We start from the raw sequence: 25,397 nt of genomic DNA, 5'->3' as shown, positions 1-25,397 counted from the left end.
TTTTCAGCGTACGAAAGATGCCGACCTGTCCGGGCTTCCGGATTTTAAAGCAATTGATGGCGATCCTGTTTCGAGATCGCCGATAAATTGAGGAGGATACCGTAGATGACCCCAGAAGTTCGCCCGCTTGTTGCCGGAAACTGGAAGATGAACGGCACGCGCGATGCACTCGGCGAGATCAAGGCGATGGCCGAAGGGGTAGCTGGTCCCTTGTCTGACAAGGTCGAGACACTGATCTGCCCGCCTGCAACGCTTCTTTATGTCGCGACGGCGCTCTGCACAGACAGCCCGTTGATGATCGGCGCACAGGATTGCCACCAAACTGTTTCTGGCGCACATACGGGCGACATTTCAGCGGAAATGATTGCAGATTGCTTCGGAACCCACGTCATTCTGGGTCATTCGGAGCGCCGCACCGATCATGCCGAGACCGATCAACTCGTTCGCTCCAAGGCTTCTGCAGCCTATCAGGCGGACCTGACTGCGATCATCTGCATCGGAGAAACCGCGGACCAGCGCGACAGCTATCAGACGCTGGATGTGTTGAAGCGGCAGCTGGACGGTTCTATTCCTGACGATGCGAATGCTGAAAACACCGTGATCGCCTATGAGCCTGTCTGGGCGATCGGATCGGGCCTGACCCCGACCAACGAGGACATCGCAGTCGCACATGAATTCATGCGCTCCGAGCTTACCAAGCGCTTTGGCGAGGAAGGCAAGAAGATGCGGATTCTCTACGGTGGTTCGGTCAAGCCGGGCAATGCCGCGGTGCTGATGGGCATCGCCAATGTCGATGGCGCACTGATCGGCGGGGCAAGCTTGAAAGCGGCCGACTTCCTCGCCATCTATCGGGTCTATGAAGGGCTGATCGCGGAAACCTTGTAATCAAGGCTTGGAAACCGCGATAGGCTCATGTAAAGAGCCGCCAAACTCTTGATTGTGCCCGCATAGGGCAGGGACCCGATACATGCAGACCGTTTTGATCGTCATCCATCTCATGATCGTGCTTGCGCTTGTCGGCGTAGTGCTCATCCAGCGCTCCGAAGGCGGCGGGCTTGGCATTGGCGGCGGATCCGGCTTCATGTCGGCGCGCGGCACGGCCAATGCGCTGACCCGCACGACGGCGATCCTTGCGGCGCTGTTCTTCGTCACGTCGCTGGCGCTGGGCATTCTCGCTCGTTACGATTCGCAGCCGAGTGATATCCTGAACCGTATTCCGCAGGGCCAGCAGGGCACGGGTAACGGCATTCTCGACCAGCTCGGCCCGGCACCGGTCGCACCGCCCGCACAGGCTCCGGCCGCAGGCAACGGTGTTCCGTCCGAAACCGGCGCTGCCACGCCTTCGACACCGGCTGCTCCGGCAGCAGGTCAGGCACCTGCCGCTCCGGCCGCACCCGCTGCGCCGTCGAACAGCGTTCCGACCGGCCAGTAAGGCTCAGGTCAAGACTTTCATCTCCGGCAGGCCAAAAGCCTGCCGGTTTTATTTTGTGAAGATTCCACAGCAGTTTTAGCGATCGGCGAAATTTGTGCTGGCGGAATCGTGTGTGAAAAGGTAACCGGTGACTCCCATGGCGCGATATGTATTCATCACAGGCGGCGTGGTTTCTTCCCTAGGGAAGGGAATTGCGGCCGCGGCCCTCGGAGCTTTGCTTCAAGCGAGGGGTTACCGGGTTCGGCTGAAGAAGCTCGATCCTTATCTCAACGTTGATCCGGGCACTATGAGCCCGACCCAGCACGGCGAAGTCTTCGTCACCGATGACGGTGCCGAGACGGATCTCGATCTCGGTCACTACGAACGCTTTACCGGGCGCTCGGCGACCAAGACCGACAACATCACCACCGGCCGGATCTACAAGAACATCATCGACAAGGAACGCCGCGGCGATTACCTCGGCGCGACCGTTCAGGTCATTCCGCACGTGACGAACGAGATCAAGGATTTCGTCACAGAAGGCAATGACGACTATGACTTCGTTCTCTGCGAAGTCGGCGGCACGGTCGGCGATATTGAAGCGATGCCGTTCATGGAAGCGATCCGCCAGGTCAACAATGACCTGCCGCGCGGCACTGTGATTTATGTCCACCTGACGCTGATGCCGTATATTTCGGCAGCCGGCGAATTGAAGACCAAGCCGACCCAGCATTCGGTGAAGGAACTGCAGGCGCTCGGTATTCATCCCGACATCCTGCTGGTGCGTGCCGACCGGGAAATCCCGGAAGCAGAACGCCGCAAGCTTTCGCTGTTCTGCAACGTGCGTGAATCGGCCGTTATCCAGGCGCTCGATGTCGCCAATATCTATGACGTTCCGATCGCCTATCACAAGGAAGGCCTCGACAACGAAGTGCTGGCCGCCTTCGGCATAGAGCCTGCTCCGAAGCCGCGTCTCGACCCGTGGGAAGATGTCTGCAGCCGCATCAGGACGCCGGAAGGCGAAGTCACGATCGCGATCGTCGGCAAATATACGGGTCTCAAGGATGCCTATAAGTCGCTGATCGAGGCGCTGCATCACGGCGGTATCGCCAACCACGTCAAGGTCAAGCTCGAGTGGATCGAGTCGGAAGTTTTCGAAAAGGAAGATCCGACCCCTTACCTCGAAAAGGTCCATGGCATTCTGGTGCCCGGCGGTTTTGGCGAGCGCGGTTCGGAAGGCAAGATCCTTGCCGCCCAGTTTGCCCGCGAACGCAAGGTGCCGTATTTCGGCATCTGCTTCGGCATGCAGATGGCGGTGGTGGAAGCCGCCCGTCATCTGGCCGGCATCGACAAGGCCTCGTCCACGGAATTCGGCCCGACGTCGGAACCCGTGGTTGGCCTGATGACCGAATGGGTCAAGGGCAATGCGCTGGAGAAGCGCGCGGCAGCCGGCGACCTCGGCGGCACGATGCGTCTCGGCGCTTACAATGCCGCGCTTAAGAAGGAAACGAAGATCGCCGAGATCTACGGTTCGACCGAGATTTCGGAACGCCATCGTCACCGCTACGAAGTCAATGTCGACTACAAGGACCGGCTGGAAAGCTGCGGCCTCGTCTTCTCCGGCATGTCTCCGGACGGCGTTCTGCCTGAAACGGTGGAATATCCGGATCACCCGTGGTTCATCGGCGTTCAGTACCACCCGGAACTGAAGAGCCGCCCGCTCGACCCGCATCCGCTGTTTGCAAGCTTCATCGAAGCCGCGCTGGAACAGAGCCGGCTGGTGTAATAGACCAGTCTACGGGTGTGAGTACACGTTGATTCGCGTCTAGGTTGGTGTTTTGAGGGGTGCAGCTTCGTTGTGCCTGTAGCCTGATCTGCCATCATCCCGCTGACCTGTAATAGGAGGCGGGATGATGCTTTCACTGAGACCGGAATTTTTCAGGGCCAGATTGGCCCAGCGACACTTCAGCCGTGGACTTCAGGCCATCGAGTGGGTCGCGCTGATCGGTATCATATTTATCTCTACCCTTGTTGTTCTGATGGCCATATCCGTGGCGATTTCCGGAGATGAAGTGAACGACAAACTGTTCTATCGGTCGCTTTCTGTGGGATTCGCTTGCGTCTTTGCGGCGAGCTCTCTCGGTGCCGCTTTCGGATTTATTTTCGGTATTCCACGTGTTCTTCAGCGTCGGCCCGGCAGCATCGAAAAGGGGCAGCAGTTCGCCATCACCGAGAAAACCGGCAGTCAGCTTTTTTTCACGAATACGAGCCTTGAGGAAATATCAGACTGGCTGACCAAAATCATCGTCGGTATCGGGCTCGTTCAGTTTACAACGATACTTGAATCCATCCATTCGGCGTCACTGTTTGCTGCGGCATTTGTCTACGATCAAATACCGACATTGGAACCTCCTACCGGAGCCAACTCGACACGCTGGCTGGTCGCCAATCATCCGATCAGTTCTTTTCTTTTCGCGCTCATCATTACGAGCCTGCTGTCGACATGTCTTTTCGTCTATGTCGAGATGCGCACGCGCGTAACCCGAATATTCCTCGTTACCGAAAAAGAGGTGGCCGGAACCGGCTCGGACGCCAAAATCTCCATGCCGAAACTGATTGGCGATATTCCGGATTCGGGGGGCTCTATCGGGAAAAAGATCGAAGGGGGTGGCACACAGCATTTTCTAACGCTGCTTGAGCCCTCCACCGAGGAACGGGCGCTTGCAACGACGTCCTGGGATCAACTTGATGGCCCCGCTCAGATCGGCACATGGGCCGTGGCTCAGGCAAAGGACAAGAATTTTCAGGTTGCTGAAGATGCCCTTCGCGAGGCTCTGAAACTTGCGCCTGGTAACGTCAACTTGCTGCAGAGGCTGGCCGAACTGAGGCTTGTCAGAAGAAACGATCAGGGCTTTGTCGAGACGATGAACGAGCTTGCTGCTCAAAAGGTCAGCATGGCCCCCGATCTGCAGGCACTGTTCGAAAAGGCGTTGCTGGTTGCCCTTTATCTTTCAGGGCGCGACAGCGTCGAGAAGGCCATCCACATCTCGAAGGTTCTGATCGACCACCCGCCGGTCAAAGCGATCACATATCTCCACCGCGCCTGCGCCTTGGGGCAGAAATACGCATTTCTGGATAGCGAGACTGCGGAGGCACAGAAGGTTCGGAAAAGTGCTTTGGATGCACTTCGGATGGTTGCCGAATTGGTGCCGGATCCGATGGCTTGGGAACGTGTGCTGATGAGGCAGCTTTACGATCCGGAACGTTTCAACGGAAACCGTAATGAAGACGATCTCACGACATTCAGAGGTGACAGGGAATTCGAAGACCTCATCACGGAAGGGGTTGAGTAGGCTGATCCGTCCCAGGTTAGCTTGCCCCGCCGCTCATCCTCGCTCTGTGGCATTCGCATCACTGACCGCCTTCAGCAGCGTGAGCATCGCGCCATTCAACGGCGTTGGAATGTCGTGTCGTCTGGCCGCCGCAACCACGGCGCCGTTCAGCGCCTCGATTTCCAGCGGGCGTGCGGCGAGGCAATCGAAATACATCGAGGTGCCTGCTTCGGCGGGATAGCCCAGAAACGTCTCAAGGATGGATTCCGCCTCGTTGTCGCGCAGTTGCGCTCCCTCTGCCCAGCCAACCACGACGGCCTCACGCAGAATGCCAAGGGACAGGTCCTGTATGTCCGATCTCTGGAAGACGCCAAGCCTCTGGCGCGTCAGGGCGGTGATCGGGTTGGCGATGACGTTGACCAGCAATTTACGCCATTGATAGGTGATGAATTCCGCGCTTATGCCGACATCGATCGGCGTGCCGTCGAAAAGGGCCGCGAAGGCACCGGCCTGCGGCCCTGCCGGAACGAGCAGATCGTGGCCGCTTATATGGCGGAGCCGGACGTGGTCCGGGGCAAGACGTTCGCCATTGTAATAGACGATTGCGGGAAGAACGGTGGCACCCTTTGCGTAAGGTCCGACGCGTTCCTCATGGGCAATGCCGTTCTGCAGCACGGCGATTGTCGTCTTCGAGGTACAGAGCTTCTCCAGCCAGGGTGCGGCGGAGGCGACATCCTGAGCCTTGGTGCAAAGGATCGCCCAGTCGACCGGTTCGGCCATGTCTGGTTCCGTCAGCGTCTTCAGTCGTATCCGGCTACTGTCTTCGTGATGGTCGAAGGTCAGCGTATCGATCTGCCTGCGGGCACAGACCGTGACGTCGTTCTCCGGTGACAGGCTGAGGCATGCGGCGGCAACACCGCCGATCCCGCCCAGTCCGACGACCGCAATTTTCCGTCCCGCCATGGCCTGTCCTCCATTTCCCAGGAGGAGCAGATTAGTCGCTGCGGATGGAGGTGAAAACGCCAATCGCTGCCGCTTCGGTACGCTTCAGCCTTTCAGCCCTTTGTAAGCCGCCAGCGCCCGGTCACGCGCCAGACCGTGATTGACGATGGGGTTCGGATAGGTTTTGCCGAGATCCACGCCGGCCTTTTCCAGAACATGATCCGGTGCCTCGAAGGGCTTGTGGATGTATTTCTTCGGCAAATTCCTCAGTTCCGGTACGAAATGACGGACATAATCGCCGTCGGGATCGAATTTTTCGCCCTGCAGGATCGGGTTGAAGATACGGAAGAAGGGGGAGGCGTCGGCACCGGAGCCTGCCACCCATTGCCAGTTGGCAGTGTTGCTGGCCGGATCGGCATCGAGCAGCGTATCGCGGAACCATTCCTCGCCGCGCCGCCAGTCGATCAAAAGGTCCTTGATCAGAAAGGATGCCGTGATCATCCGCACGCGGTTGTGCATGTAGCCGGTCTGCCAGAGTTCGCGCATGCCGGCATCGACGATCGGATAACCAGTCAGCCCCTTGGTCCAGGCGTTAAAATCGGTGGCGTCGAATTCCCATTCGAAAGCGTCGAATTTCTCGTCCCAGTTTTTTGTCCGCAGGTCGGGGAATTCGACCAGCAGATTGTAGCAGAAGTCGCGCCAGGCCAGTTCCTTGCGGTAATGCACCAGATCGTCCCGATGTTTTTCCGCCAAACCATTGGTGGCGTGCCAGATGCGGGCTGGAGAAATCTCGCCGAGCGCCAGATGCGGGGAAAGTTTCGACGTCGCCTCGATCGCGGGAAAATCGCGGCCGCGTTTGTAGTCGTGCAGGTCGGCATCGATGAGGTCTTCCAGCCTTTCGCGAGCGCCGGCCTCGCCGGGTGTCCAGTGCTCGGAAAAGCCTTTTGCCCAGTTGGGTTTGGTCGGCAGCAGGTTCCAGCCGTCAAGCGCTTCGGAGCGGGGATGGCTTGCGGGCGACGCGATGCTCTCCGGGGCGTCGATCGGTTCATGCGGCTCGTGCAGCTTCTGCATGGCGTTCCAGAACGGCGTATAGACCTTGAAGGCATTGCCGGAGCCGGTGCGGATCATCTTCGGATCGTGCAGCAACTGGTCGTGGAAGGCGCGAATGGCGATGCCGGCATCCTTCAGCGCTATGGCGATCTCGCGGTCCACCGATGTGCGTTCATAGGCGCGGTTGACATAGACCGTCTTCGCCCCGGTTTTTCCGGCCATATCGATGATGACTTCATCGGCCTTGCCGGTGGCAAGCGTCAGGTCGCTGCCCAGTGACTTCAGTCTAGCCTTGAGCGCCGCCAGCGAATGGTGCAGCCACCAGGCCTGTGCCGCGCCAAGCGGGCCGATATCGGGCTGTTCGGGCTCGCGGATATAGAGCGGGATGATCGGGCCGTCGGCATCGATCGCTGCATGGAGCGCTGCGTTGTCGTCAAGGCGCAGATCCTTGCGGAACCAGAGGATGGCGGGGGCGGGGTTTTGGTCTGGCACGATCTACTCCGTTTGGGCATTCATGCCCAAGCTTACGGATTTTTCGCCCGTCTGGATCAGTCGAAAGGACGGATGAGCAAAATGCGGCAAGGCTCGCCGGCGGCGACTTCCGGCGCATGCGCCTCCCGAATGACCAGACCATCGGCATGGGCAAAAATCTTCATCATCGACGAATCCTGTTTCGGATTGGCGTCGGCTACCAGATTGCCGCGTTCATCGCGGCTGATTTTGGCGCGCAGATAATCCTGTCGCTGGTCATTTGCTGCAAGTGGCCTTGCCGTGATGCCCTGAACTTCGCGCCTGCGCTCCGGCAGGTGGGCGAGGCGGCGCAGCAAGGGCTCCAGAAACAGCATGCCGGTGACCATGCTGGCAACCGGGTTTCCGGGCAGGCCGAGAACATGCATGCCGTCCAGCGAGCCGACCATCAGCGGTTTTCCCGGCCGCATGGCGATGCGCCAGAAATCGAGTTCCATGCCGGAGGCTCTTAGCGTCGACTGGACCAGATCATGATCTCCGACCGATGCGCCGCCGAGGGTGACGAGGATATCGGCTCCGGCATCTCGAGCGCGCTGAATGGCGGCGGAGATGGCATCCTGACTGTCCGGGGCAATGCCGAGATCCAAAACCTCGCCGCCATTATCGCGCACGAGGGCGGCGGCACCGAAGGTGTTGGAGGCGATGATCTGCGCCGGGGCGGGAGTGCCGCCTGGTTGTATCAGCTCGTCACCGGTGGCGAGGATCGCTACTATCGGCCTGCGAAACACGGGCAACGTCGGGTGGTTCATTGCCGCTGCGACAGTCAGATGCGAAAAATCTAAGACCGTGCCTGCCTTCAGTACCGTCTCTCCCTCGGCAAAATCCTGACCGCGGGGACGGATATGTCGCCCTGCGGTGACTTCGAATGTCGTGCGGATACGGTCTTCGCCGATCTTTTCGGCATCCTCCTGAATGAGGATCGTGTCGGCCCCTTTGGGGACTGGAGCGCCGGTAAAGATGCGGATGGTTTCGCCGCGGCCAAGAGTGCCTCCGAACGCGTGGCCGGCGGCGGCACTGCCGATGACGGTCAGTTCGGAGCCGACCTGCGGCGCGTCGGCTGCAGCCAGCGCATAACCGTCCATGGCGGAGGAGTTGAACGGCGGCTGGGTCAATCTTGCCTGAATGTCTGAGGCGAGCACACGCGTTGCAGCCTCACCGAGAGGCACGGTCTCGACTCCGGTAACCGGATGAGTGCGGGAGAGCAGGCGGGCCTTGGCGTCTGATACGGGCAAAAGCGCCATGGCGAAATCTCCTCGGGTTTTAAGCTTTGTAGTGGCCGGATTTGCCGCCGGTCTTTTCCATGAGCCTTATGCCGCCGATTTCCATCGCCTTATCGGCAGCCTTGGCCATGTCGTAGATCGTCAGGCAGGTGACGGAGACGGCGGTGAGCGCTTCCATCTCCACCCCGGTCTTGCCGGTGAGTTTTGCGGTGGCGGCTACGCGCAGGCCGGGCAGGGCTTCGTCCTCGGTGATCTCGACCGAGACCTTTGTCAGCATCAGCGGATGGCAGAGCGGAATGAGGTCGGACGTCTTCTTGGCGGCCATGATGCCGGCAAGCCGCGCGGTGCCGATGACATCGCCCTTCTTGGCATTGCCTTCGCGGATCAGCGCCAGCGTTTCCGGCAGCATGCGGACAAAGCCTTCTGCGGTCGCCGACCGGCTGGTTTCAGCCTTGTCGCCGACATCGACCATATGCGCCTCGCCGGCCTGATCGATATGGGTAAGCTTGTTGTCGCTGTCAGCCATCACTCAGCTGCCATCGTGCCTGTTTCGCCGGTCAGGAGCGCCCGCGTTGCCGCTGCCACATCGTCCTTGCGCATCAGGCTTTCGCCGACAAGGAAGGTGCTGATGTCGACCTTTTGCAGGCGTTGGCAATCCTCGTGGGTGAAGATGCCGCTTTCTCCGACAAGCAGCCGATCTTCGCCGGTGACCATGGCGGAGAGACGCTCGCTGGTCGAAAGGCTGACCTCGAAGGTGCGAAGATTGCGATTGTTGACACCGACGAGCGGCGAGGGAAGCTTTAGCGCCCGTTCCATCTCGGCTTCGTCATGCACCTCGATGAGGCTGTCCATGCCGAGTTCTGTCGCGGTTTCATAGAGCGCCATCGCCTCGTCGTCGGAAAGCGATGCCATGATGATCAGGATGCAGTCTGCACCCCAGGCGCGCGCTTCATAGACCTGATAGGGTTCGAACATGAAATCCTTGCGCAGCGCGGGTAGCGCGCAGGCATTGCGTGCGGCGACGAGGAATTCCGGTGCGCCCTGAAAACTCGGCGTATCGGTGAGGACCGAAAGGCAGGCAGCGCCGCCGGCTTCATAGGCGGCCGCCAGGGCCGGCGGATCGAAATCCGGGCGGATGAGGCCCTTAGACGGGCTTGCCTTCTTGATCTCGGCGATCAGGCCGAACTGGCCGGCCTGCTTCTTGGCCTGCAGTGCCTTGAGGAAACCGCGCGCGGCGGGTTGATCGGCTGCGCGCGCCTTGATTTCGGCAAGCGGAACGGCGGCCTTGGCGGCTTCGATCTCGACGCGCTTATAGGCTTCGATCTTCTGCAGGATATCGGCCATGGTCCTATTCCTTCTCGTTGGAGACCGCCACGAGCCGGTCGAGTGCTGCAGAGGCCTTGCCGCTTTCAAGCGAGGTGGTGGCGAGCTGCATGGCATCTTTCAGCGTTTCCGCCTTGCCCGCAACCACGAGAGCTGCTGCGGCATTGCAGAGGGCGATATCGCGATAGGCGTTTTTCGCACCACCGAGGACCGCACGCAGGGCAGCGGCATTGGCTATGCCATCGCCGCCTTTGAGGTCCGCAAGTGTTGCTGCGGGTACACCGAAATCGGCCGGCGACAGTTCGAATTCGCGGATCTTTCCGCTTTCGAGCGCCACGACCTGCGTCGTGCCCGTCGTGGTGATCTCGTCGAGACCCTGGCCGTGAACGACCCAGACGGTTTCCGATCCCATTTCACGCAGTGTCTCGGCAATCGGCATCAGCCATTGCGGGGAATAGACGCCGAGCAGCTGGCGTTTTGCGCCGGCCGGATTGGAGAGGGGGCCAAGCAGATTGAAGATCGTGCGGGTGCCGAGCTCCACCCGGCTCGGGCCGACATGGCGCATCGCCGCATGGTGCATCGAGGCGAACATGAAGCCGATACCTGCCTCGCGGATGCAGCGGGCGATCTGGTTGGCGCCGATCTCCAGGTTGACGCCGAGCGCCGACAGCGCGTCGGCGGTGCCGGATTTCGAGCTGAGCGCCCGGTTGCCGTGCTTGGCGACAGTCAGGCCTGCACCCGCCGCGATGATCGCGGCGAGCGTCGAGATGTTGTAGGTTCCTGCGCCATCACCGCCGGTGCCAACGATGTCGACGGCATCAGCCGGTGCGTCGACACGCAGCATCTTGGCGCGCATGGTGGAAACGGCGCCGGTCATTTCGGCAACCGTTTCGCCCCGCACTCTCAGCGCCATCAGGAAGGCCCCGATCTGCGATGGCGTTGCCTCGCCGGACATGAGAATTCCGAAGGCGTCCTGCGCCTCTTCGCGGGAAAGCGATTCGCCGGTGGCAACCTTGGCGAGGAACGGTTTCAAGTCAGGCATTTTACGGCATCCGCTTCAATTACTGGACTGTGGCTGCAGACTGTTCGAGGACGGCCTGGTTGATCGACACGCCGTAACGGTCCTTCAGGCTGTTGACCATCTGATCGAGCATGTCGTCACCGGCAGACTCCGCCAGGCGCTGAAGCTGCGGGTCGTTGGCCAGTTCGTCGGACGGAGCCTGATCGACAGCCGTTACCTTCATCAGCATGCGGCTTTCGCGGTCTGCGGCAAGGGCTGTGGCGGTGGTCTCGACCGGGCCGGAGAAGGCGGCAGTGATCGCTTCCGCGCCGAAGATCGCATCTTCGGCATTGCGGCGCAGGCCGGTCTTGGTTTCTACCGCGATGCCGAGATCCTCGGCGATGGCAGCCAGCGTTTCGCCCTTGTCGAGACGGGCCTTGAGCTCTGTCGCCTTGGCGGTCAATGCCTGGCTCTGCTGTTCGGCAGTCCAGTCGACCACGACCTTTTCGCGCACTTCGTCCAGCGCGCGTTCGCGCTCCGGCGTAATGTTCAGGACTTCGAACCAGACATAACCGACATTGCCGAGGTTGACCGGGATCGTGTCCTGGCCGGGTTCGGTGCGGAACACTTCGGCGATCAGGTTGTTGGCCGCGGGAAGGTTTGCGATTGGCTGTTCCTTCTCGTCCTGGCCCGATGCATCGGCCGTCACGGTCACGAACTTGAGGTTCAGGTCCTTGGCTGCGTCCTCGAGCGTTGCGCCACCGCCGCGCAGATCTTCGAAGCGATCATGAGCAGTGGTCATTTCGCGCGAAGCGGCGGCAACGGCGATCTGCTGGCGGAGTTCGTCCTTCACCTCGTCGAAGCTGCGGGTGCTTTCCGGGCGGATGTTGGAAATGCGCAGGATGGCCGAGCCGAACGTGCCCTTGATGACGGGGGTAATGCCGCCATTCGAGGATACCTTGAAGGCCGGTTCGGCCCAGGCCGGATCCGGAATGCTTTCCTTGGTGAAGTCGCCGAGATGGACGTCGGCCGGGGTCTTGCCCTGATCCTTGATGACCTGGTCGAAAGTGGTCGTCCCGTCACGCAGCTGGGTGGCCGCGGCATCCGCCATTTCCTTGTTCGGGAAGGTCAGCTGCTCGATGGTGCGGGTTTCATGCGTCTTGTAGCCGTCCTTGCGCTTGTCGTATTCGGCGCGCAGCTCGTCATCGGTAATCGAAGAGGCGTCGGCAATGTCGCTCGGCTCAAGCTTCACATAGGCGAAATTGCGGTATTCGGGCGCACGGTAACGGGCCTTGTTGGCGTCGAACCAGGTGGTCAGAACGTCATCCGCCGGAGCCTTGACCGGATCGATATTGGCGTTGGACAGAAGCAGGTAATCTACGGTGCGGGCTTCGTCACGATACTGCTTGAGCGCATCAAGCATGACCTGCGGCGCCTTGAAACCGTCGGAGACCGCTTCCACGACCTGACTGCGAACGGCGACCTTGCTGCGTTCCTCGATATAATCGTTTTCACGCAGGCCGGCATTGCGCAGGCGCGAGGCGAAAAGGTCATGGTCGAACTGGCCGTTGGTCCCCTTGAAGGCTGGGTCTTCGGCGATCAGGTTTGCCAGGCGATCCTGCGAAAGGCCGAGATTCATGTCGTCGGAAAGCTGGTCGAGGGCGGCGCCCGCGGCGAGCTGGGTCAGAACCTCACGGTCGATGCCGAAGGAGCGAGCCTGCTGGGCGGTCAGCTGCGTGCCGAACTGGCGGCTCAGATTGGCGATCTGACGCTGATAGGCAAGCCGGAACTGCTCTGTGGAAATTTCCTGATCGCCGACCGTCATGACGGTGTTCGCATTCGAAGCGATAAGCGACTGGCTGCCGCCCCAGACGGCAAACGAGGCAACCAGGAGCAGAAGCAGAGACTTCGCGACCCAAGAGCGGGCGGCGTTTCTGAGAGAATCAAGCATCGATCAACATACCTAAAGACAGTCTGCCGCGCAGTTGTGGCGGATGAAGCACTGTCTCTAGAACAAACTTAGCCGGAATAGAAGGCACCGGCGATGAAAAGGCCGCGAGCGGCGGCGCGGCTCTGCGTTCCATCAAAAAATTGGATGCAGCCGTAAGCGCCATGCGGGTAAAGCCGGCATGGTAAAAGCGGGAATGGGGCAGGCAGTGGCATTCAGTGGGTGGGTAGATGGTTGATCTGCCTGCCCCGGCCAATTCTTCAGGGCTTTCGAGACGTGTCAGTTCCCGTCTGCCCCGATCTTTCGACCATCACCGGAAAACCGAGCCGAGACCCGTTGAACGAGGAAGGCCGGTTCGCGAACCCGGTTTCCCATCCGATGACGAGCCGATTCTCGCCCATGGCGCGGCCGCGGGGATGAACGAAAGGCTGCGCCGCGGCCAAGTGGCTGCGGCGACACGCATTTAATTTTCGTGACGGCCGCTATCGTCCCCGCACTGCCCGCTGCAGGGATCGGAAGCAGGGCGCTACTTGGTGAAGATGAAGAAGGCACCGAGCGCGATGAAGCCGAAGCCGATCGCCTGTTTCCAGTGGAACGATTCGCCCAGATAGAAGACCGAGAAAATCACGAAGACCGAGAGCGTGATGATTTCCTGGATCGTCTTCAACTGGGCGGCATTGAAATAACCGTAGCCGATGCGGTTTGCCGGCACCTGGGCGCAATATTCGAAAAAGGCGATCGCCCAGCTCGCCAGAATGACGAGATAGAGCGGCTTGTTCTCGAACTTCAGGTGGCCATACCAGGCAAAGGTCATGAAGACGTTCGAGAGGATAAGAAGGCCGATGGTCAGAACGGGGGTGAGTGAGAAGCTCATTCTGTTGGGGGTCCGGAGATGAGCGAGGAGGGGGCGTGAGGCCGCCTCTCTGCGATTAGTGCAGGGTTTCCATGACGGGGGTTTCGTCATCCATGATGCTGAGCGCCTGGAAAAGGGCCTCAACGAGAATGTCGGTCAGGCCGTCCATGTCGTTTTCCTGCAGGAATAGCGCAATAGACTGGTCGGACGGCTGGCTCGCGTGGTCAAGTTTCTCAGACATTCATGTCCCTTTCATTTGTCCTCATGACGTGTGGGACATGTTTGGGTGCTTCGGCTTGCGCCGGGCTGGCCAACAGGGTGACGCTTCGGCCTTTGCTACCGATCGTTAGGCATAATCTTCTCCTAACATATTGTCCCAAAACCGGACGGCAAGGCCTTGAATCGGAACCGAAAGGTTTTTGACGGGTTCACCTTTTGTGAAGGTCTGGCGGCGAAAGTGCCTTCATGTACGGGCGATTCGGCCCATCGAGTATGGAGATGGCATGACACTGCTGCAGTTCCCCGCCGACCGGCGGACCGCCGACGTAAGGCGATGCGCCGACGCTCTTCAGCGTCTTCACGGTGAAGAGGCAAACCGTTTCTGGCGCACCGAAATGGCACAGTTCGCCAAGGGGTTCCGGGCGCAGGGTGTCGAGGACGAAGAGATCCGCCATCAGGCAGCGATCTTCATGCATGCCGTGCAGATGGAACTGCAGATGGCGTTTGCCGAAGACGAGCGCGACGCATCGGCATACTGACGAATTGTCGGTGTTTGCCGGTAATTCTGTACCTTCATTCGTGGCGGAGTGCGTCGATCGGGTTCAACTGGGCTGCGCGACGGGCAGGAAAATAGCCGAAGATCATGCCGATCGCGGCTGAGAAGAGAAACGCAAGCAGGATGATCGTCGGGCTTGCGACGAAGGGGACTTCGAGGAAAATGACGACCCCGTAGGCAAGAGCAAGGCCGGTGATGATGCCGGTCACGCCGCCGAATATCGACAGCATCACGGCTTCCACCAAAAACTGCGTGAGGACCTGGTTTTCCAGAGCGCCGATTGCAAGCCGGATGCCGATTTCGCGGGTGCGCTCGGTGACTGAGACCAGCATGATATTCATGATGCCGATACCGCCCACGAGCAGGCTGACGGCAGCGACCGCGCCGAGAAGGCCGGTCAGAAGCATCGTCGTGCCGGTCATTGCGGCTGCAATCTGCGACATGTCGTTGACGGAAAAGTCGTCGTCGCGGCCGATGGCGATTCGGCGACGTTCTCTCAGCAGGCTTTCGACATCCGCCTGAACTTTTGCGGTCGAGACGCCGTCCTGGGCGGAAAGGACGATGCTGGATATGGTCGTGGTGCCGCCGATGCGGCGCTGATGCAGCTTGAGCGGCATGATGACCGTGTCGTCCTGATCGTCACCCATGCCGGACTGACCCTTGACGGCAAGCACGCCTATGACCGGGCAGGAGACGTTGCTGACGCGAATGCTCTGGCCGACCGGATCTGCCGCGCCGAACAGTTCACGGCGCGTCGTTTCGCCGATGATGCAGGCCGCCTGGCTTCCGCGGTCCTCGTTTGGCAGAAAATCCCGTCCGAGTGCCAATTCCCAATCCTGGGCGATGAGATAATCACTCGTCGTGCCGATGACGCTGGTGGAGCGATTGGCGCCGCCGGCAATGACGGTCGCCGTGCCACGGTTGATCGGGGCAACCGCGCGCAGGCCGCTCACCTGATCGCGGATAGCTGTGATGTCATTATCGGTGAAGCGTTTGGCCTCGGCGCTTGCCCGGCCAGGACCCCATTGGCCAGGACGGACGAAAAGCGTGTTTGTCCCCAGCCGCGAGAGCTCGTCGCGCACCTTGGCGGTGGTGCCATTACCGATCGTGACCATGGCGATGACGGCTGCAACGCCGATGACGACGCCGAGCACGGTGAGGAAGGAGCGCAGCATGTTGCGGCTGATGGCGCGCCAGGCGAGTTTTGCCGTCTCAAACCACATGGGAGGCTTCCTTTACCTGCGTTTCGTCGCTGACGAGATGGCCATCGACGAAGCGGAGGAGGCGTCTCGCATAGGCGGCAATGTCCTCCTCATGGGTGACCATGATCACGGTGATGCCGTTTTCGCGGTTCAGCCTCGTTATCAGATCCATAATCTCGATGCTCGTCTTGGTGTCGAGATTGCCGGTCGGTTCGTCGGCCAGAAGGACGGCCGGGTCGGTGACGATGGCTCTGGCGATGGCGACGCGCTGCTGCTGGCCGCCGGACAGTTCCTGGGTCGTGTGGCCCTCGCGTCCGCGAAGACCGACCTGCTCCAATGCCGCCATGGCCCGGCCCCGTCTCTCGGCATGGCTCATGCCGCGATAGACCAGTGGAAGCTCGACATTTTCGACTGCTGACGTGCGGGCGAGAAGATTGAACCCCTGAAAGACGAAGCCGAGCATGTGCCGACGCAGCAGGGTCAGTTGCGCGCGGCTGAAGCCGCTCGTCGGGATGCCCTGGAATATGTATTCGCCGGAGGACGGGAGGTCGAGGCCGCCGATGATGTTCATCGCCGTCGATTTGCCGGAACCGGACGGCCCCATGATCGAGACAAACTCACCCTGTGCGATCGTCAGGTCTATCTTGTCGAGCGCGCGAATGGTCGCTTCGCCCCGGCCATAGACTTTTGAGACCTGTTTGAATGCAATGAGGGGAGCTGTCATCGTCAGTCTCCCGTCAACGACCACGGATTGTGGCTTCGGTGATCAATTGGTCGCCATCCTTCAGGTCCTCCGATTTGACGACGGTGAACTGGCCATCGGTCGGGCCCATCTCGACGGGGACGCGCTGCGGCGTGCCATTGCGTAAGGCCCATACCGAACGGCTTGCCGCTGCCGCATCGTTGCGGCTACCGCGATTTCCGCGCGGACGGGGCGGGGAGAAGAGGCGCGACAGGAAGCTGCCGCGTGGCTGCATGTTCGATGGCGGCGAATAGCGCAGCGCCGCATTGGGCACGAGCAGCGCACCAGTGACCGATTGCACGGTGATGTCCGATGTCGCGGTCATGCCGGGGCGCAGGAGCAGGTCTTCGTTATCGACCGTCAGGATCGCCTTGTAGGTGACGACATTGTTGACGGTTTCCGAGGCGAAACGGACGGCCTCGATTCTCGCCGGAAAGTGTCGGTCGGGATAGGCATCGACAGAGAATTTCGCCTCCTGTCCTTCCGTGACCTTGCCGACATCGGCCTCATCGACGGCGACCTGGAGTTCCATGTGTCTGAGATCGCCGGCAATGGTGAAAAGCACGGGTGCGTTGAGGGACGACGCGACGGTTGCGCCCGGATCGACATCGCGGGTCAGAACGACGCCGTCGATCGGCGAGACGATCTTCAGCTTGGAGAGATTGACTTCGGCCAGGCGCAGGCTCGCTTCGGCCGAAAGCACGGCCGCCTCGTTGATTTCCGTCGTCGCAATCGCCGAATCATATGCATATTTGGCAGCGTCCAGATCCTGCTGGCTGGAAATGCGATTGCTGACCAGCGAGGTCAGGCGGTCGAAGCTGATCTTTGCGGAAGCTGCTTCGGCCTGCGCCTTCAGGACATTGGCTTTTGCAGAAGCAAGCTGGGCTCTGGCGCTCTGGACATCGGCTTCCTGCTTGTTGGTGTCGAGTTCTAGCAGGATCTCGCCCGCCTTGACCGGGCTGTTATAGGTGACATTGACCTTGCGCACGGTGCCCGACAATTCGCTGGATATATCGACCTGATCGGTTGGCTGGATCGAGCCGGTGGCGGTGACGATCACCTGCAGATCGCCGGTCTTGGCAGCCTGCGTCGTATAGTCGAACTGCTGGCCGTCGCTCGAGCCGAAGAAATGCATGCCGAGGCCGCCGCCTATCAGCAGCAGACAGAGCGCAATCAGCCACTTGCCGCGGCCGCGCTTGCGGTTCTGGCCGGAGGTTGCCAGGATCGCGGCGATATCCGGGGCGTCCGGCTTGCCGGATGTGGCGGGATCGGTAGGAGCGTTCACTTCTCAGCCTCGTTCTTCATCGGGTCCGCTCTGCTTTCATCGGCACCGGCTCATCTCATTCCCGGCCAACCAGCGGGCGCAGAATCTCACGCGCTCCATGCCATGAAACGCGCTGTGGGAGAAATTAAATAACCGTAAGTTGTCGGTGAGCGCCGCTCCAATGACAGGAATCAACCGGGATATACGGTCCGCCGAATCAATATGGCCGGGCTTGCGTGAAGCGCCGGCCATAACCTGTCTGCGGGTATATCTATTGCCTGCTGCTCGGTACGCCAAAACGTTCGGGCAGGAATGCCGTCTGCGTCTGCTCTCCGCTCAGCCGGTCCGTTTTGACCGGATTTCCGGGGTGAGGGGGAATCAACGCAGAGAAGATTGCCAGGGCTCCGGCAATAAGGGTCGCCAGAACAATCACTTCAGTGCTGCGTCTCATCTGGATTTCTCCTTCGTTTCAATGAAAGGGAAAACAAGGATTTCGATGTCGTTCCTTCTCGGCGCGCTGCGCTTGCATAGCGTGTCGGGATGTAAAGGAAGGAGATGCCCTGCGGATGATGACGCGCTGTCAGTGCTTGCCTTCGACCTAGCTGTTGGCCGAAAGTTCGCTCGGGGATGCCATGATCTGCTGCTCACCGATCGAGCGATCCATGTATTTGAAGCCGAGGATGCTCAGGACAGACGCGATAAGAATAACGAATATAATCCGCATGGAAGTCTCCTTCGGCGGCAATAACACGCTGGCGAAACACTTGTTCCGTCTAGTGTGACGCCAAGGCTGCATATCGTATTGAAGAATTGTATCGAAAACGGGTGAAACGTTACCGCCTCTCTTGCGAGGGAAACCTTTCGAATGGTGAGAGCACGCTTTGGAGGAAAGCGTGATCAGGGTATCCCGCCGTTTGCGAATGCTTGCACCCGTCTTTGGTTGCGTGACAATATATCACGTTGGAGGCTGGGAACCCCTATGGAACCTTGCTCCCTGCACCGATATCGCTCGCGAGTCCGTGTGCAGTCCGGTCAGGAGCGATCAGTCGGTTCCAGTGTGAGGAGGTCACGGGAATGTCTGCTTTGAGAATGCACGGTCCATGGGCCGTGCTGGGTATCGTCGGCGCGCTATGCCTCGCCGTTCTGGCTACGCAACGAGGGGAGCCCGTCAACGCGCTCTGGATCGTCGTGGCCGCGATCAGTATCTACCTGGTCGCCTATCGTTACTACAGCCTATACATCGCCGAACATGCGATGCGTCTCGATCCGAGACGATCCACGCCGGCTGTCCGTCTGAACAACGGCCTCGATTTCGTGCCGACCGACCGATACGTGCTTTTCGGTCACCATTTTGCGGCGATCGCCGGCGCTGGCCCGCTGGTCGGCCCCGTGCTTGCCGCGCAGATGGGTTATCTGCCCGGCACGTTGTGGATCATCTTCGGTGTCGTTCTGGCTGGCGCGGTACAGGATTTCATGATTCTGTTCGTCTCGATGCGGCGTGACGGCCGCTCGATCGGTGAGCTCATCCGATCAGAGCTTGGCCCGATCCCCGGCGTCATCGCGCTGTTCGGTACGTTCATGATCATGATCATCATCCTCGCCGTCATGGCGATGATCGTGGTGAAGGCCCTGACGCACAGCCCCTGGGGCACGTTCACTGTGGCGGCAACCATTCCGATCGCCATGCTGATGGGCGTCTACAGCCGCTACATCCGACCGGGCCGCATCGGCGAGGTGTCCGTCATCGGCTTCATCCTGTTGCTGCTGGCGATCGTCTACGGCCAGGATGTCGCGGCAAGCCCGACATGGGCGCCGTTCTTCGATTATACCGGCACCCAGCTCGTCTGGGCTCTCGTCGGTTATGGTTTCGTCGCATCGGTCCTGCCCGTCTGGTTGCTGCTCGCACCGCGTGACTATCTGTCCACCTTCCTGAAGATCGGTACCATCGCCGCGCTGGCGCTGTCGATCTTCATTCTGGCGCCGCAACTGCACCTGCCAGCCGTCACCAAGTTTGTCGATGGCAGCGGACCGGTCTGGTCGGGCGGGCTTTTCCCGTTCCTGTTCATCACCATCGCCTGCGGCGCCGTGTCCGGTTTCCACTCGCTCATCTCGTCGGGCACGACACCGAAGATGATCGACAACGAGACCAATGCACGGTTCATCGGTTATGGCGGCATGCTGATGGAATCCTTCGTCGCCATCATGGCGCTGGTTTCCGCAGCCGTCCTCGATCCGGGCGTCTATTTCGTCATGAACAGCCCGGCCGCCGTGATCGGCACCACGCCGGAAAGTGCCTCTGCGGCGGTGACGGCGATGGGCTTTGCCATCACGCCCGAGACGATATCGCAGGTGGCGTCGGATGTCGGCGAAGCCTCGATCATCTCACGCGCCGGTGGCGCACCGACGCTCGCCGTCGGCATGGCCCAGATCATCTCCAGCGTCTTCGGGGATAGGTCGATGATGGCCTTCTGGTATCACTTCGCCATCCTGTTCGAAGCCCTGTTCATCCTGACGGCCATCGACGCGGGCACGCGTGCCGGTCGCTTCATGCTTCAGGACCTGATCGGGCTGGTCGCACCCAGCTTCCGCACGACATCTTCATGGGTGCCGAGCATCATTGCGACGGCACTTTGCGTCACCGCATGGGGTACACTTCTGCATCAGGGGGTCTCCGATCCGCTCGGGGGCATCAATACCCTATGGCCGCTTTTCGGCATCTCCAACCAGATGCTCGCCGCCGTGGCGCTGACACTGGCAACCGTTGTCCTCTTCAAGATGAAGCGGCAGCGTTATGCCTGGATCACCATACTGCCGGCAAGCTGGCTGGTGCTTTGCACGCTGACCGCTGGCCTGCAGAAGATCTTCTCGACCGATGTGAAGGTCGGCTTCGTCGCCGCTGCCCGGCAGTTTTCCGATCGCATCGCGAGCGGAGACACGTCCGGGCCGTTGAGTGCCGCGCAGATGCAGCAGATCGTGCAGAACAACTACATCAATACCGCGCTGACGATCGTCTTCGTCGTCGTCGTGGTCTCGATCGTTGGCTTCGGCATCAATTCCTGCATCAAGGCGCTGCGCAATCCTGACTGGACCGCACGCGAAGCAGCCGACAGCACCATCGCCACACCAGCCCCGGGAGAATAGAGCGTGAGTGTCCTAACAGGAAAGTCCAGAAAGGTACTGAAAGGCCGTCTCTCCGACATTGGGCGTTGCCTCTGCGACGGCGCACGGTTGATGGTGGGAATGCCGAATTACGATACCTACGTGGCGCATGTGCGCGCCACCCACCCGGACAGGCCGGTGATGACATACGAGGAGTTCTTCCGCGATCGCCAGAACGCGAAGTTCGGCGGTGGCGGAAAGGGTGGATTCGTTTGCTGCTGAGCAGGCAGTATATGCTGCGCGTCTCCTTTTCGAGGCGCGCAGTCTTCAGCCGGGATTTCACATCGCTATCCAGCCCTGTCACGGACCATGATCTAACGAATCTGTACGATATGGCGGCGATAGAGTCGGGCTTTGTTACCTAGGACGGAATGGGAGGCCATTTCTCCCTTTCAAACTGTGCGAGACAGGTATGAGGCTGATTCCAGCCTGTTTGCAGGCCGCACAATGGCTAAGTCTTCGGTGTGGGAATGTTTCGAATGGTGAGAGCACAGGGATTCGAACCCTGGACCTACTGATTAAAAGTCAGTTGCTCTACCAGCTGAGCTATGCTCTCTCACCAATGCGCCGGGGCGCCTTTCGAAAGTGCGCGATACATATGCAGGTCACATCTTGCGGTCAACCCGCAAAACATCCAAAAAAAATGCTATTCGACGCTTTTCCCATCGATTTCTGTCGATGCACAAAAGGTGATTGGCATTAAAAGCTGATCGGCGGTAGCGCCTCGGTCCTATCTGATAAGCGGAGCAATCCAGTGTCCATTGCCGAAATATCCATCTTTACTGCGCTTCTGGCCGGGACATTGTCGTTTCTTTCTCCCTGCGTTCTGCCGCTCGTTCCGCCTTATCTCTGTTATATGGCAGGCATCTCCGTTGATCAGTTTCGCGATCCGTCTTCTCAAACGGCATCTCCGGCGCGCAAGGCGGTGCTGCGGTCGGCGTTTTTCTTCACGCTCGGATTCGCGACCGTCTTCGTCATGCTGGGTGCCGGCGCATCGACGGTCGGTGTGCTGTTGAGGCAGCATCTCGATCTTCTGTCGAAGATCGGCGGACTGATCATCATCGTCATGGGCCTCAATTTTCTCGGCGTGCTGCGTATAGGTTTTCTGTCGCGGGAGGCGCGTTTCCAGTCTTCCGGCCAGCCTGCGACGCTTTCCGGGGCCTATCTCATGGGGCTTGCCTTCGCCTTCGGCTGGACGCCCTGCATCGGTCCGGTTCTCGGCGCCATCCTCGGTGTTGCCGCATCACGCGAGACAGTGGGCGAAGGGGCGGCACTGCTCGGCATCTATTCGCTCGGGCTTGCCGTACCGTTCTGGATTGCAGCGGCCTTTTCCGGCGTCTTCATGCGGTTTATGACCCGGTTCCGTCGTCATCTCGGACTGGTCGAAAAGGCGATGGGTGTGCTCCTGATCGTCACCGGCCTTGCCTTCATCTTCGGCTTCGTCAGCTCGGCGGCGATCTGGTTCCAGGAGACGTTTCCAATCCTGATGCAGATCGGCTGACCGGTCTGCGGAAAATGCGGGTCAGAAATAGCCGATGATCGATGTCGTTGCACTTCTCCTGCCGTTCTTCGGCCTGATCCTGATCGGTTATGTGGCGGCAAGAGCGACGGGGCAGCCGCTTGAGGCGCTCGGCTGGCTCAATACATTCATCATCTATGCGGCGCTGCCGGCGCTGTTCTTCAAGCTGGTGTCACGCACGCCGATCGGAGAACTGACGCGCATCGATTTTATCTTAGGTGAAATCGCTGCGGTCTATCTGGTTTTCGCGGTCGCCTTTCTCACCGGCTATGTGCTGCGACGCAATTCATTCGAAGACTGCACGATCCAGAGCTTTACCGCTGCCTATGGCAATATCGGCTATATGGGGCCGGGGCTGGCATTGCTGGCCTTTGGCGAAAAGGCGGCGGTGCCGGTGGCGCTGATCGTCTGCCTGGAAAATGCCGCGCACTTCATCATGGCGCCGGCCATGATGGCGATGGCCGGCGACGATGCGCGTCCAAAACACCGGATCGCCCTCTCGATCGTGCAGAAAGTCGCCCTGCATCCGTTCATCCTGTCGACGGCGCTCGGATTTGCTTGCGCTGCATCCGGGCAGCAACTGCCCGGACCTGCGCTGAAACTCGTCGATTACCTGGCGCAGGCGGCTGCTCCCTGCGCGCTGTTTGCCATGGGGGTGACACTGGCATTGCGGCCGGTGAAACGCATTCCGGCAGAGCTCGGTTATCTCGCCGGGCTGAAGCTCATTGTCCTGCCGCTCAGCGTCTATCTCGTCCTGTCGCTTGTAGGTGACTTCGATCCGGTCTGGATGCATACGGCGATGCTGCTTGCGGCGCTACCCACGGCGACCAATGTCTTCGTCATCAGCCAGCAATATGGCGTGTGGCAGGAAAGGGCATCGGCCAGCATCCTCATCATCACGCTTTTATCGGTCGTGACTTTGCCGATCTGGCTTTACGTGATTTCGAGCGAGATATTACCGCCGGATCTGTTTCCCTAATTCGCGCACGAAATTCTTCAGGCTGCGGCCCGGTTCGACACCTTCCTGCATCAGCGCGTTGCGTAGCGGAGAGACGGCGTTCAAAACGTGCATGCCTGCAGCACGCACCATCTGTACCGGCAGAAGATCGGTCAGCAGGGAGCGGTTCAAAAGGTCGACGCTGTAGGTGCGGCTGATGACGTCCGGGCGGCGGCGGCGATTGTAGCGATCACCGGCGTCTGCGGGGATCGGCCGGTCACGGACGGCGGAGAGAAGATCGGCAAGCGTCATGCTGTCACGCAGCGACAGGTTCAGGCCCTGCGCACCGATCGGCGGGAAGGCATGGGCGGCCTCACCGATCAGCGCGACACGGCCTGCGCCAAAACGTTCCGCCACCATGCTCGACAGCGGCCATGCCTGGGGCTGGCCTTCGACCGTGACCTTGCCGAGGATGGATTGCATGCGGGTCTCGACGATTCTCGACAGTTCTTCTGTCGGAAGGGCGACGAGCCTTGCCGCCTCTTCCGGCCGGACCACCCAGACGAGGCTGGAGCGCTGACCCGGCAACGGGACCTGGGTGAAGGGGCCGGTCTCGGTGTGGAATTCCGTCGAGACATTGCCGTGAGGAAGGGTGTGGCTGAAATTCAGCACCAGAGCCGATTGCTGGTAGGACCATTTCTTCACGCCAATGGCGGCCGCCTCGCGGGTGATCGACTTGCGGCCATCTGCACCGATAACGAAATCCGCCTCGATGACATCTCCGCCGGCAATCGCAATCGTCACCTTGTTACCCGTGACGGCGACGCTTTCGACATTCGTCTCGATGCGGGTGAGGTTCGGTTCTATCGCAAGTGCGCCATCGAAAACCTCGGCAAGCGCCTTGTTGGGAATGTTGTAGCCGAAGGCATAAAGCCCGATGTCGCTGGCGCGGAACTGGGCCGGCGGAGCGCGCAGCAGGCGGGAGGTGCCATCGAGGATCTGCATGACGGAAAGCGGTGCCGAGGAGGACACGATGTTTTCCCATACGCCGAGACGCTCGAGATAACGCACCGATTGATCCATCAGGGCGGTGGTGCGACCATCGTCGTGTTTGGGGGCTGCAGCGACGAGGCAGACTTTTCGACCCGCGCGCCCGAGGGCAAGAGCTGCCACCTGGCCTGCCAGGCCGCCACCGACGATCGCGATCTCGTAATGCTGCATTGTCCGCTTCCAATTCTGTGTCGGGCTCTATGTAGAGCGTCTTGAAGCCTCAATCCATGGGGTATCGACGATTGTCCTCCCGTAGGCGCTAAGTGGTGCAAAACCCGTGATAAAGGCCGCCGCCGGTTGCAATATACTGGAATTGGCAGCATACCCGGAAATCTAGACAAGGCGGACAAGAACAAAACGGGGCGCGCGTGTTCAGACGAATCTTCAATTATCGTGCAGTGCCCTATGCCGAAATCCGCGCCTTTTGCGTCCACATCTTCACGGCATCCGGCTCCTTCCTCGCCTTTCTCGGCGTGGTCGCTGCTGCCGAACACCGTTTTATCGACATGTTCTGGTGGCTCGGCCTGGCTTTGCTCGTCGATGGCGTCGACGGACCGATCGCCCGCAAGCTGAACGTCAAGGAAGTGCTGCCGAACTGGTCCGGCGACATGCTGGACAATGTCATCGATTATGTGACCTATGTTCTTCTGCCTGCATTCGCGCTCTATCAGAGCGGCATGATCGGCGAACCGTGGTCCTTCGTGGCGGCGGGCATGATCGTGGTTTCGAGCGCGATCTATTATGCCGACATGGGCATGAAAACGGACGAATATTTCTTCTCCGGCTTTCCGGTCGTCTGGAACATGGTCGTGTTCACGCTTTTCGTCATCGATGCGAGTGCGACGACTGCGATGATCGTCGTGACGATTTCGGTGATCCTCACCTTCCTGCCGATCAATTTTCTGCATCCGGTACGCGTCAAGCGGCTGCGGTGGCTCAATCTGGCTGTCGGTGCCATTTGGTGCGCACTTGGCGGCTATTCGCTGCTCCTGCATTTCAATTCGCCGGACTGGGTTGTCTGGGGTGTGGTGATCAGCGGCATTTACCTCTATTGCATCGGTGGAATATTGCAGCTTTTTCCGAACCTTGGAAAATAGGCCAAGGTGACCGGCAAGCCATTCTTTCATGTTGTGGAAGTCTGC

General features: G+C 60.0%; 25 protein-coding genes and 1 tRNA gene. 10 read left to right on the top strand and 16 right to left on the bottom strand.

Annotated features, from left to right (window positions below; translation table 11 throughout):
• The first annotated feature begins 105 nt into the window (after nucleotides 1-105).
• The 4 genes from tpiA to JNB91_RS06425 all read left to right on the top strand — a co-directional run bounded on the left by tpiA (nucleotide 106) and on the right by JNB91_RS06425 (nucleotide 4,764).
• Entirely contained in the window at nucleotides 106-885 is a 780-nt protein-coding gene (gene tpiA / locus JNB91_RS06440; protein WP_220324705.1) for a triose-phosphate isomerase, read from the top strand.
• Between the two features lie 82 nt (nucleotides 886-967).
• Nucleotides 968-1,432, top strand: coding sequence for a preprotein translocase subunit SecG (gene secG / locus JNB91_RS06435; protein WP_220324704.1), 465 nt, complete (start codon nucleotides 968-970; stop codon nucleotides 1,430-1,432).
• Nucleotides 1,433-1,568: 136 nt separating this feature from the next.
• Complete coding sequence (locus JNB91_RS06430; protein ID WP_220324703.1) at nucleotides 1,569-3,197, top strand: CTP synthase; 1,629 nt, start codon at nucleotides 1,569-1,571, stop codon at nucleotides 3,195-3,197.
• Nucleotides 3,198-3,324: 127 nt separating this feature from the next.
• Complete coding sequence (locus JNB91_RS06425) at nucleotides 3,325-4,764, top strand: tetratricopeptide repeat protein (protein WP_220324702.1); 1,440 nt, start codon at nucleotides 3,325-3,327, stop codon at nucleotides 4,762-4,764.
• A 33-nt stretch (nucleotides 4,765-4,797) separates the two neighbouring features.
• Here JNB91_RS06425 and JNB91_RS06420 read toward each other — a convergent pair whose 3' ends face one another.
• The 9 genes from JNB91_RS06420 to JNB91_RS06380 all read right to left on the bottom strand — a co-directional run bounded on the left by JNB91_RS06420 (nucleotide 4,798) and on the right by JNB91_RS06380 (nucleotide 13,848).
• The gene (locus JNB91_RS06420; RefSeq protein WP_220324701.1) at nucleotides 4,798-5,706 is read right to left on the bottom strand and encodes a 2-dehydropantoate 2-reductase; all 909 of its coding nucleotides are present in this window, start codon (nucleotides 5,704-5,706) and stop codon (nucleotides 4,798-4,800) included.
• 84 nt (nucleotides 5,707-5,790) lie between these two features.
• Nucleotides 5,791-7,227 carry a cryptochrome/photolyase family protein gene (locus JNB91_RS06415; protein WP_220324700.1) on the bottom strand — a complete coding sequence of 479 codons (1,437 nt, stop codon included), beginning with the start codon at nucleotides 7,225-7,227 and terminating at the stop codon, nucleotides 5,791-5,793.
• A gap of 56 nt (nucleotides 7,228-7,283) precedes the next feature.
• Nucleotides 7,284-8,504 carry a molybdopterin molybdotransferase MoeA gene (locus JNB91_RS06410; RefSeq protein ID WP_220324699.1) on the bottom strand — a complete coding sequence of 407 codons (1,221 nt, stop codon included), beginning with the start codon at nucleotides 8,502-8,504 and terminating at the stop codon, nucleotides 7,284-7,286.
• Nucleotides 8,505-8,523: 19 nt separating this feature from the next.
• Complete coding sequence (gene moaC, locus JNB91_RS06405) at nucleotides 8,524-9,009, bottom strand: cyclic pyranopterin monophosphate synthase MoaC (protein ID WP_220324698.1); 486 nt, start codon at nucleotides 9,007-9,009, stop codon at nucleotides 8,524-8,526.
• Nucleotides 9,009-9,827, bottom strand: coding sequence for an indole-3-glycerol phosphate synthase TrpC (gene trpC / locus JNB91_RS06400; RefSeq protein ID WP_220324697.1), 819 nt, complete (start codon nucleotides 9,825-9,827; stop codon nucleotides 9,009-9,011). Before trpC ends, moaC begins: the two co-directional genes overlap by 1 nt.
• Nucleotides 9,828-9,831: 4 nt before the next feature.
• The gene (gene trpD, locus JNB91_RS06395; protein ID WP_220324696.1) at nucleotides 9,832-10,848 is read right to left on the bottom strand and encodes an anthranilate phosphoribosyltransferase; all 1,017 of its coding nucleotides are present in this window, start codon (nucleotides 10,846-10,848) and stop codon (nucleotides 9,832-9,834) included.
• A gap of 19 nt (nucleotides 10,849-10,867) precedes the next feature.
• Complete coding sequence (locus JNB91_RS06390; protein ID WP_220324695.1) at nucleotides 10,868-12,757, bottom strand: peptidylprolyl isomerase; 1,890 nt, start codon at nucleotides 12,755-12,757, stop codon at nucleotides 10,868-10,870.
• A 523-nt stretch (nucleotides 12,758-13,280) separates the two neighbouring features.
• Nucleotides 13,281-13,628, bottom strand: a complete 348-nt coding sequence (locus JNB91_RS06385; protein ID WP_220324694.1) for a DMT family protein — start codon at nucleotides 13,626-13,628, stop codon at nucleotides 13,281-13,283.
• A gap of 55 nt (nucleotides 13,629-13,683) precedes the next feature.
• Nucleotides 13,684-13,848, bottom strand: a complete 165-nt coding sequence (locus JNB91_RS06380; protein ID WP_220324693.1) for a hypothetical protein — start codon at nucleotides 13,846-13,848, stop codon at nucleotides 13,684-13,686.
• Between the two features lie 262 nt (nucleotides 13,849-14,110).
• Between JNB91_RS06380 and JNB91_RS06375 the strand changes: the two genes are divergently transcribed.
• Nucleotides 14,111-14,365 carry a DUF6074 family protein gene (locus JNB91_RS06375; RefSeq protein WP_220324692.1) on the top strand — a complete coding sequence of 85 codons (255 nt, stop codon included), beginning with the start codon at nucleotides 14,111-14,113 and terminating at the stop codon, nucleotides 14,363-14,365.
• Nucleotides 14,366-14,399: 34 nt separating this feature from the next.
• Here JNB91_RS06375 and JNB91_RS06370 read toward each other — a convergent pair whose 3' ends face one another.
• The 5 genes from JNB91_RS06370 to JNB91_RS31100 form a co-directional block, all read right to left on the bottom strand.
• The gene (locus JNB91_RS06370; protein WP_220324691.1) at nucleotides 14,400-15,605 is read right to left on the bottom strand and encodes an ABC transporter permease; all 1,206 of its coding nucleotides are present in this window, start codon (nucleotides 15,603-15,605) and stop codon (nucleotides 14,400-14,402) included.
• On the bottom strand, nucleotides 15,595-16,308 hold the full coding sequence (locus JNB91_RS06365) for an ABC transporter ATP-binding protein (RefSeq protein WP_220324690.1): 714 nt from the start codon (nucleotides 16,306-16,308) through the stop codon (nucleotides 15,595-15,597). Before JNB91_RS06365 ends, JNB91_RS06370 begins: the two co-directional genes overlap by 11 nt.
• Before the next feature lie 13 nt (nucleotides 16,309-16,321).
• Nucleotides 16,322-17,611: an efflux RND transporter periplasmic adaptor subunit gene (locus JNB91_RS06360; protein ID WP_220324689.1), complete on the bottom strand. Its 1,290-nt coding sequence runs from the start codon at nucleotides 17,609-17,611 to the stop codon at nucleotides 16,322-16,324.
• Nucleotides 17,612-17,861: 250 nt separating this feature from the next.
• Entirely contained in the window at nucleotides 17,862-18,041 is a 180-nt protein-coding gene (locus JNB91_RS06355) for a hypothetical protein (RefSeq protein ID WP_220324688.1), read from the bottom strand.
• 147 nt (nucleotides 18,042-18,188) lie between these two features.
• On the bottom strand, nucleotides 18,189-18,314 hold the full coding sequence (locus tag JNB91_RS31100; RefSeq protein WP_262927994.1) for a hypothetical protein: 126 nt from the start codon (nucleotides 18,312-18,314) through the stop codon (nucleotides 18,189-18,191).
• 350 nt (nucleotides 18,315-18,664) lie between these two features.
• Between JNB91_RS31100 and JNB91_RS06350 the strand changes: the two genes are divergently transcribed.
• Together JNB91_RS06350 and JNB91_RS06345 are read left to right on the top strand one after the other, a co-directional pair.
• On the top strand, nucleotides 18,665-20,731 hold the full coding sequence (locus JNB91_RS06350) for a carbon starvation CstA family protein (protein WP_220324687.1): 2,067 nt from the start codon (nucleotides 18,665-18,667) through the stop codon (nucleotides 20,729-20,731).
• Nucleotides 20,732-20,767: 36 nt separating this feature from the next.
• Entirely contained in the window at nucleotides 20,768-20,971 is a 204-nt protein-coding gene (locus tag JNB91_RS06345; protein ID WP_220324905.1) for a YbdD/YjiX family protein, read from the top strand.
• A 258-nt stretch (nucleotides 20,972-21,229) separates the two neighbouring features.
• Here the strand turns inward: JNB91_RS06345 and JNB91_RS06340 are convergent.
• A tRNA-Lys gene (locus tag JNB91_RS06340) sits at nucleotides 21,230-21,305 on the bottom strand.
• A 198-nt stretch (nucleotides 21,306-21,503) separates the two neighbouring features.
• Between JNB91_RS06340 and JNB91_RS06335 the strand changes: the two genes are divergently transcribed.
• Both JNB91_RS06335 and JNB91_RS06330 read left to right on the top strand, forming a co-directional pair.
• Nucleotides 21,504-22,250 carry a cytochrome c biogenesis CcdA family protein gene (locus tag JNB91_RS06335; protein ID WP_220324686.1) on the top strand — a complete coding sequence of 249 codons (747 nt, stop codon included), beginning with the start codon at nucleotides 21,504-21,506 and terminating at the stop codon, nucleotides 22,248-22,250.
• Between the two features lie 34 nt (nucleotides 22,251-22,284).
• A complete protein-coding gene (locus JNB91_RS06330; protein ID WP_220324685.1) occupies nucleotides 22,285-23,247 on the top strand; it encodes an AEC family transporter in 963 nt (320 codons plus the stop codon).
• Here JNB91_RS06330 and JNB91_RS06325 read toward each other — a convergent pair.
• On the bottom strand, nucleotides 23,224-24,426 hold the full coding sequence (locus JNB91_RS06325) for a UbiH/UbiF family hydroxylase (protein ID WP_220324684.1): 1,203 nt from the start codon (nucleotides 24,424-24,426) through the stop codon (nucleotides 23,224-23,226). The genes JNB91_RS06330 and JNB91_RS06325 overlap by 24 nt on opposite strands.
• Nucleotides 24,427-24,623: 197 nt before the next feature.
• Between JNB91_RS06325 and pcsA the strand changes: the two genes are divergently transcribed.
• Nucleotides 24,624-25,352 carry a phosphatidylcholine synthase gene (pcsA, locus tag JNB91_RS06320; RefSeq protein WP_220324683.1) on the top strand — a complete coding sequence of 243 codons (729 nt, stop codon included), beginning with the start codon at nucleotides 24,624-24,626 and terminating at the stop codon, nucleotides 25,350-25,352.
• The last annotated feature ends 45 nt before the right edge of the window (nucleotides 25,353-25,397 follow it).

Origin of the sequence: Aliirhizobium wenxiniae (genome assembly GCF_019511445.1) — a bacterium.
GTDB classification, from domain to species: Bacteria; Pseudomonadota; Alphaproteobacteria; order Rhizobiales; family Rhizobiaceae; genus Neorhizobium; species Neorhizobium wenxiniae_A.
The sequence above is the reverse complement of the archived record's forward strand: the minus strand, read 5'-3'. Positions and strand labels throughout refer to the sequence as shown.

Coding starts and splice junctions, on each gene's coding strand:
- tpiA (WP_220324705.1), top strand. CDS start 106: ATGACCCCAGAAGTTCGCCCGCTTGTTGCCGGAAACTGGAAGATGAAC.
- JNB91_RS06425 (WP_220324702.1), top strand. CDS start 3,325: ATGCTTTCACTGAGACCGGAATTTTTCAGGGCCAGATTGGCCCAGCGA.
- JNB91_RS06350 (WP_220324687.1), top strand. CDS start 18,665: ATGTCTGCTTTGAGAATGCACGGTCCATGGGCCGTGCTGGGTATCGTC.
- JNB91_RS06375 (WP_220324692.1), top strand. CDS start 14,111: ATGACACTGCTGCAGTTCCCCGCCGACCGGCGGACCGCCGACGTAAGG.
- JNB91_RS06365 (WP_220324690.1), bottom strand. CDS start 16,308: ATGACAGCTCCCCTCATTGCATTCAAACAGGTCTCAAAAGTCTATGGC.
- JNB91_RS06410 (WP_220324699.1), bottom strand. CDS start 8,504: ATGGCGCTTTTGCCCGTATCAGACGCCAAGGCCCGCCTGCTCTCCCGC.
- JNB91_RS31100 (WP_262927994.1), bottom strand. CDS start 18,314: ATGCGGATTATATTCGTTATTCTTATCGCGTCTGTCCTGAGCATCCTC.
- JNB91_RS06355 (WP_220324688.1), bottom strand. CDS start 18,041: ATGAGACGCAGCACTGAAGTGATTGTTCTGGCGACCCTTATTGCCGGA.
- JNB91_RS06380 (WP_220324693.1), bottom strand. CDS start 13,848: ATGTCTGAGAAACTTGACCACGCGAGCCAGCCGTCCGACCAGTCTATT.
- moaC (WP_220324698.1), bottom strand. CDS start 9,009: ATGGCTGACAGCGACAACAAGCTTACCCATATCGATCAGGCCGGCGAG.
- JNB91_RS06420 (WP_220324701.1), bottom strand. CDS start 5,706: ATGGCGGGACGGAAAATTGCGGTCGTCGGACTGGGCGGGATCGGCGGT.
- JNB91_RS06390 (WP_220324695.1), bottom strand. CDS start 12,757: ATGCTTGATTCTCTCAGAAACGCCGCCCGCTCTTGGGTCGCGAAGTCT.
- JNB91_RS06325 (WP_220324684.1), bottom strand. CDS start 24,426: ATGCAGCATTACGAGATCGCGATCGTCGGTGGCGGCCTGGCAGGCCAG.
- JNB91_RS06330 (WP_220324685.1), top strand. CDS start 22,285: ATGATCGATGTCGTTGCACTTCTCCTGCCGTTCTTCGGCCTGATCCTG.
- trpD (WP_220324696.1), bottom strand. CDS start 10,848: ATGCCTGACTTGAAACCGTTCCTCGCCAAGGTTGCCACCGGCGAATCG.
- JNB91_RS06430 (WP_220324703.1), top strand. CDS start 1,569: ATGGCGCGATATGTATTCATCACAGGCGGCGTGGTTTCTTCCCTAGGG.
- secG (WP_220324704.1), top strand. CDS start 968: ATGCAGACCGTTTTGATCGTCATCCATCTCATGATCGTGCTTGCGCTT.
- trpC (WP_220324697.1), bottom strand. CDS start 9,827: ATGGCCGATATCCTGCAGAAGATCGAAGCCTATAAGCGCGTCGAGATC.
- JNB91_RS06385 (WP_220324694.1), bottom strand. CDS start 13,628: ATGAGCTTCTCACTCACCCCCGTTCTGACCATCGGCCTTCTTATCCTC.
- JNB91_RS06370 (WP_220324691.1), bottom strand. CDS start 15,605: ATGTGGTTTGAGACGGCAAAACTCGCCTGGCGCGCCATCAGCCGCAAC.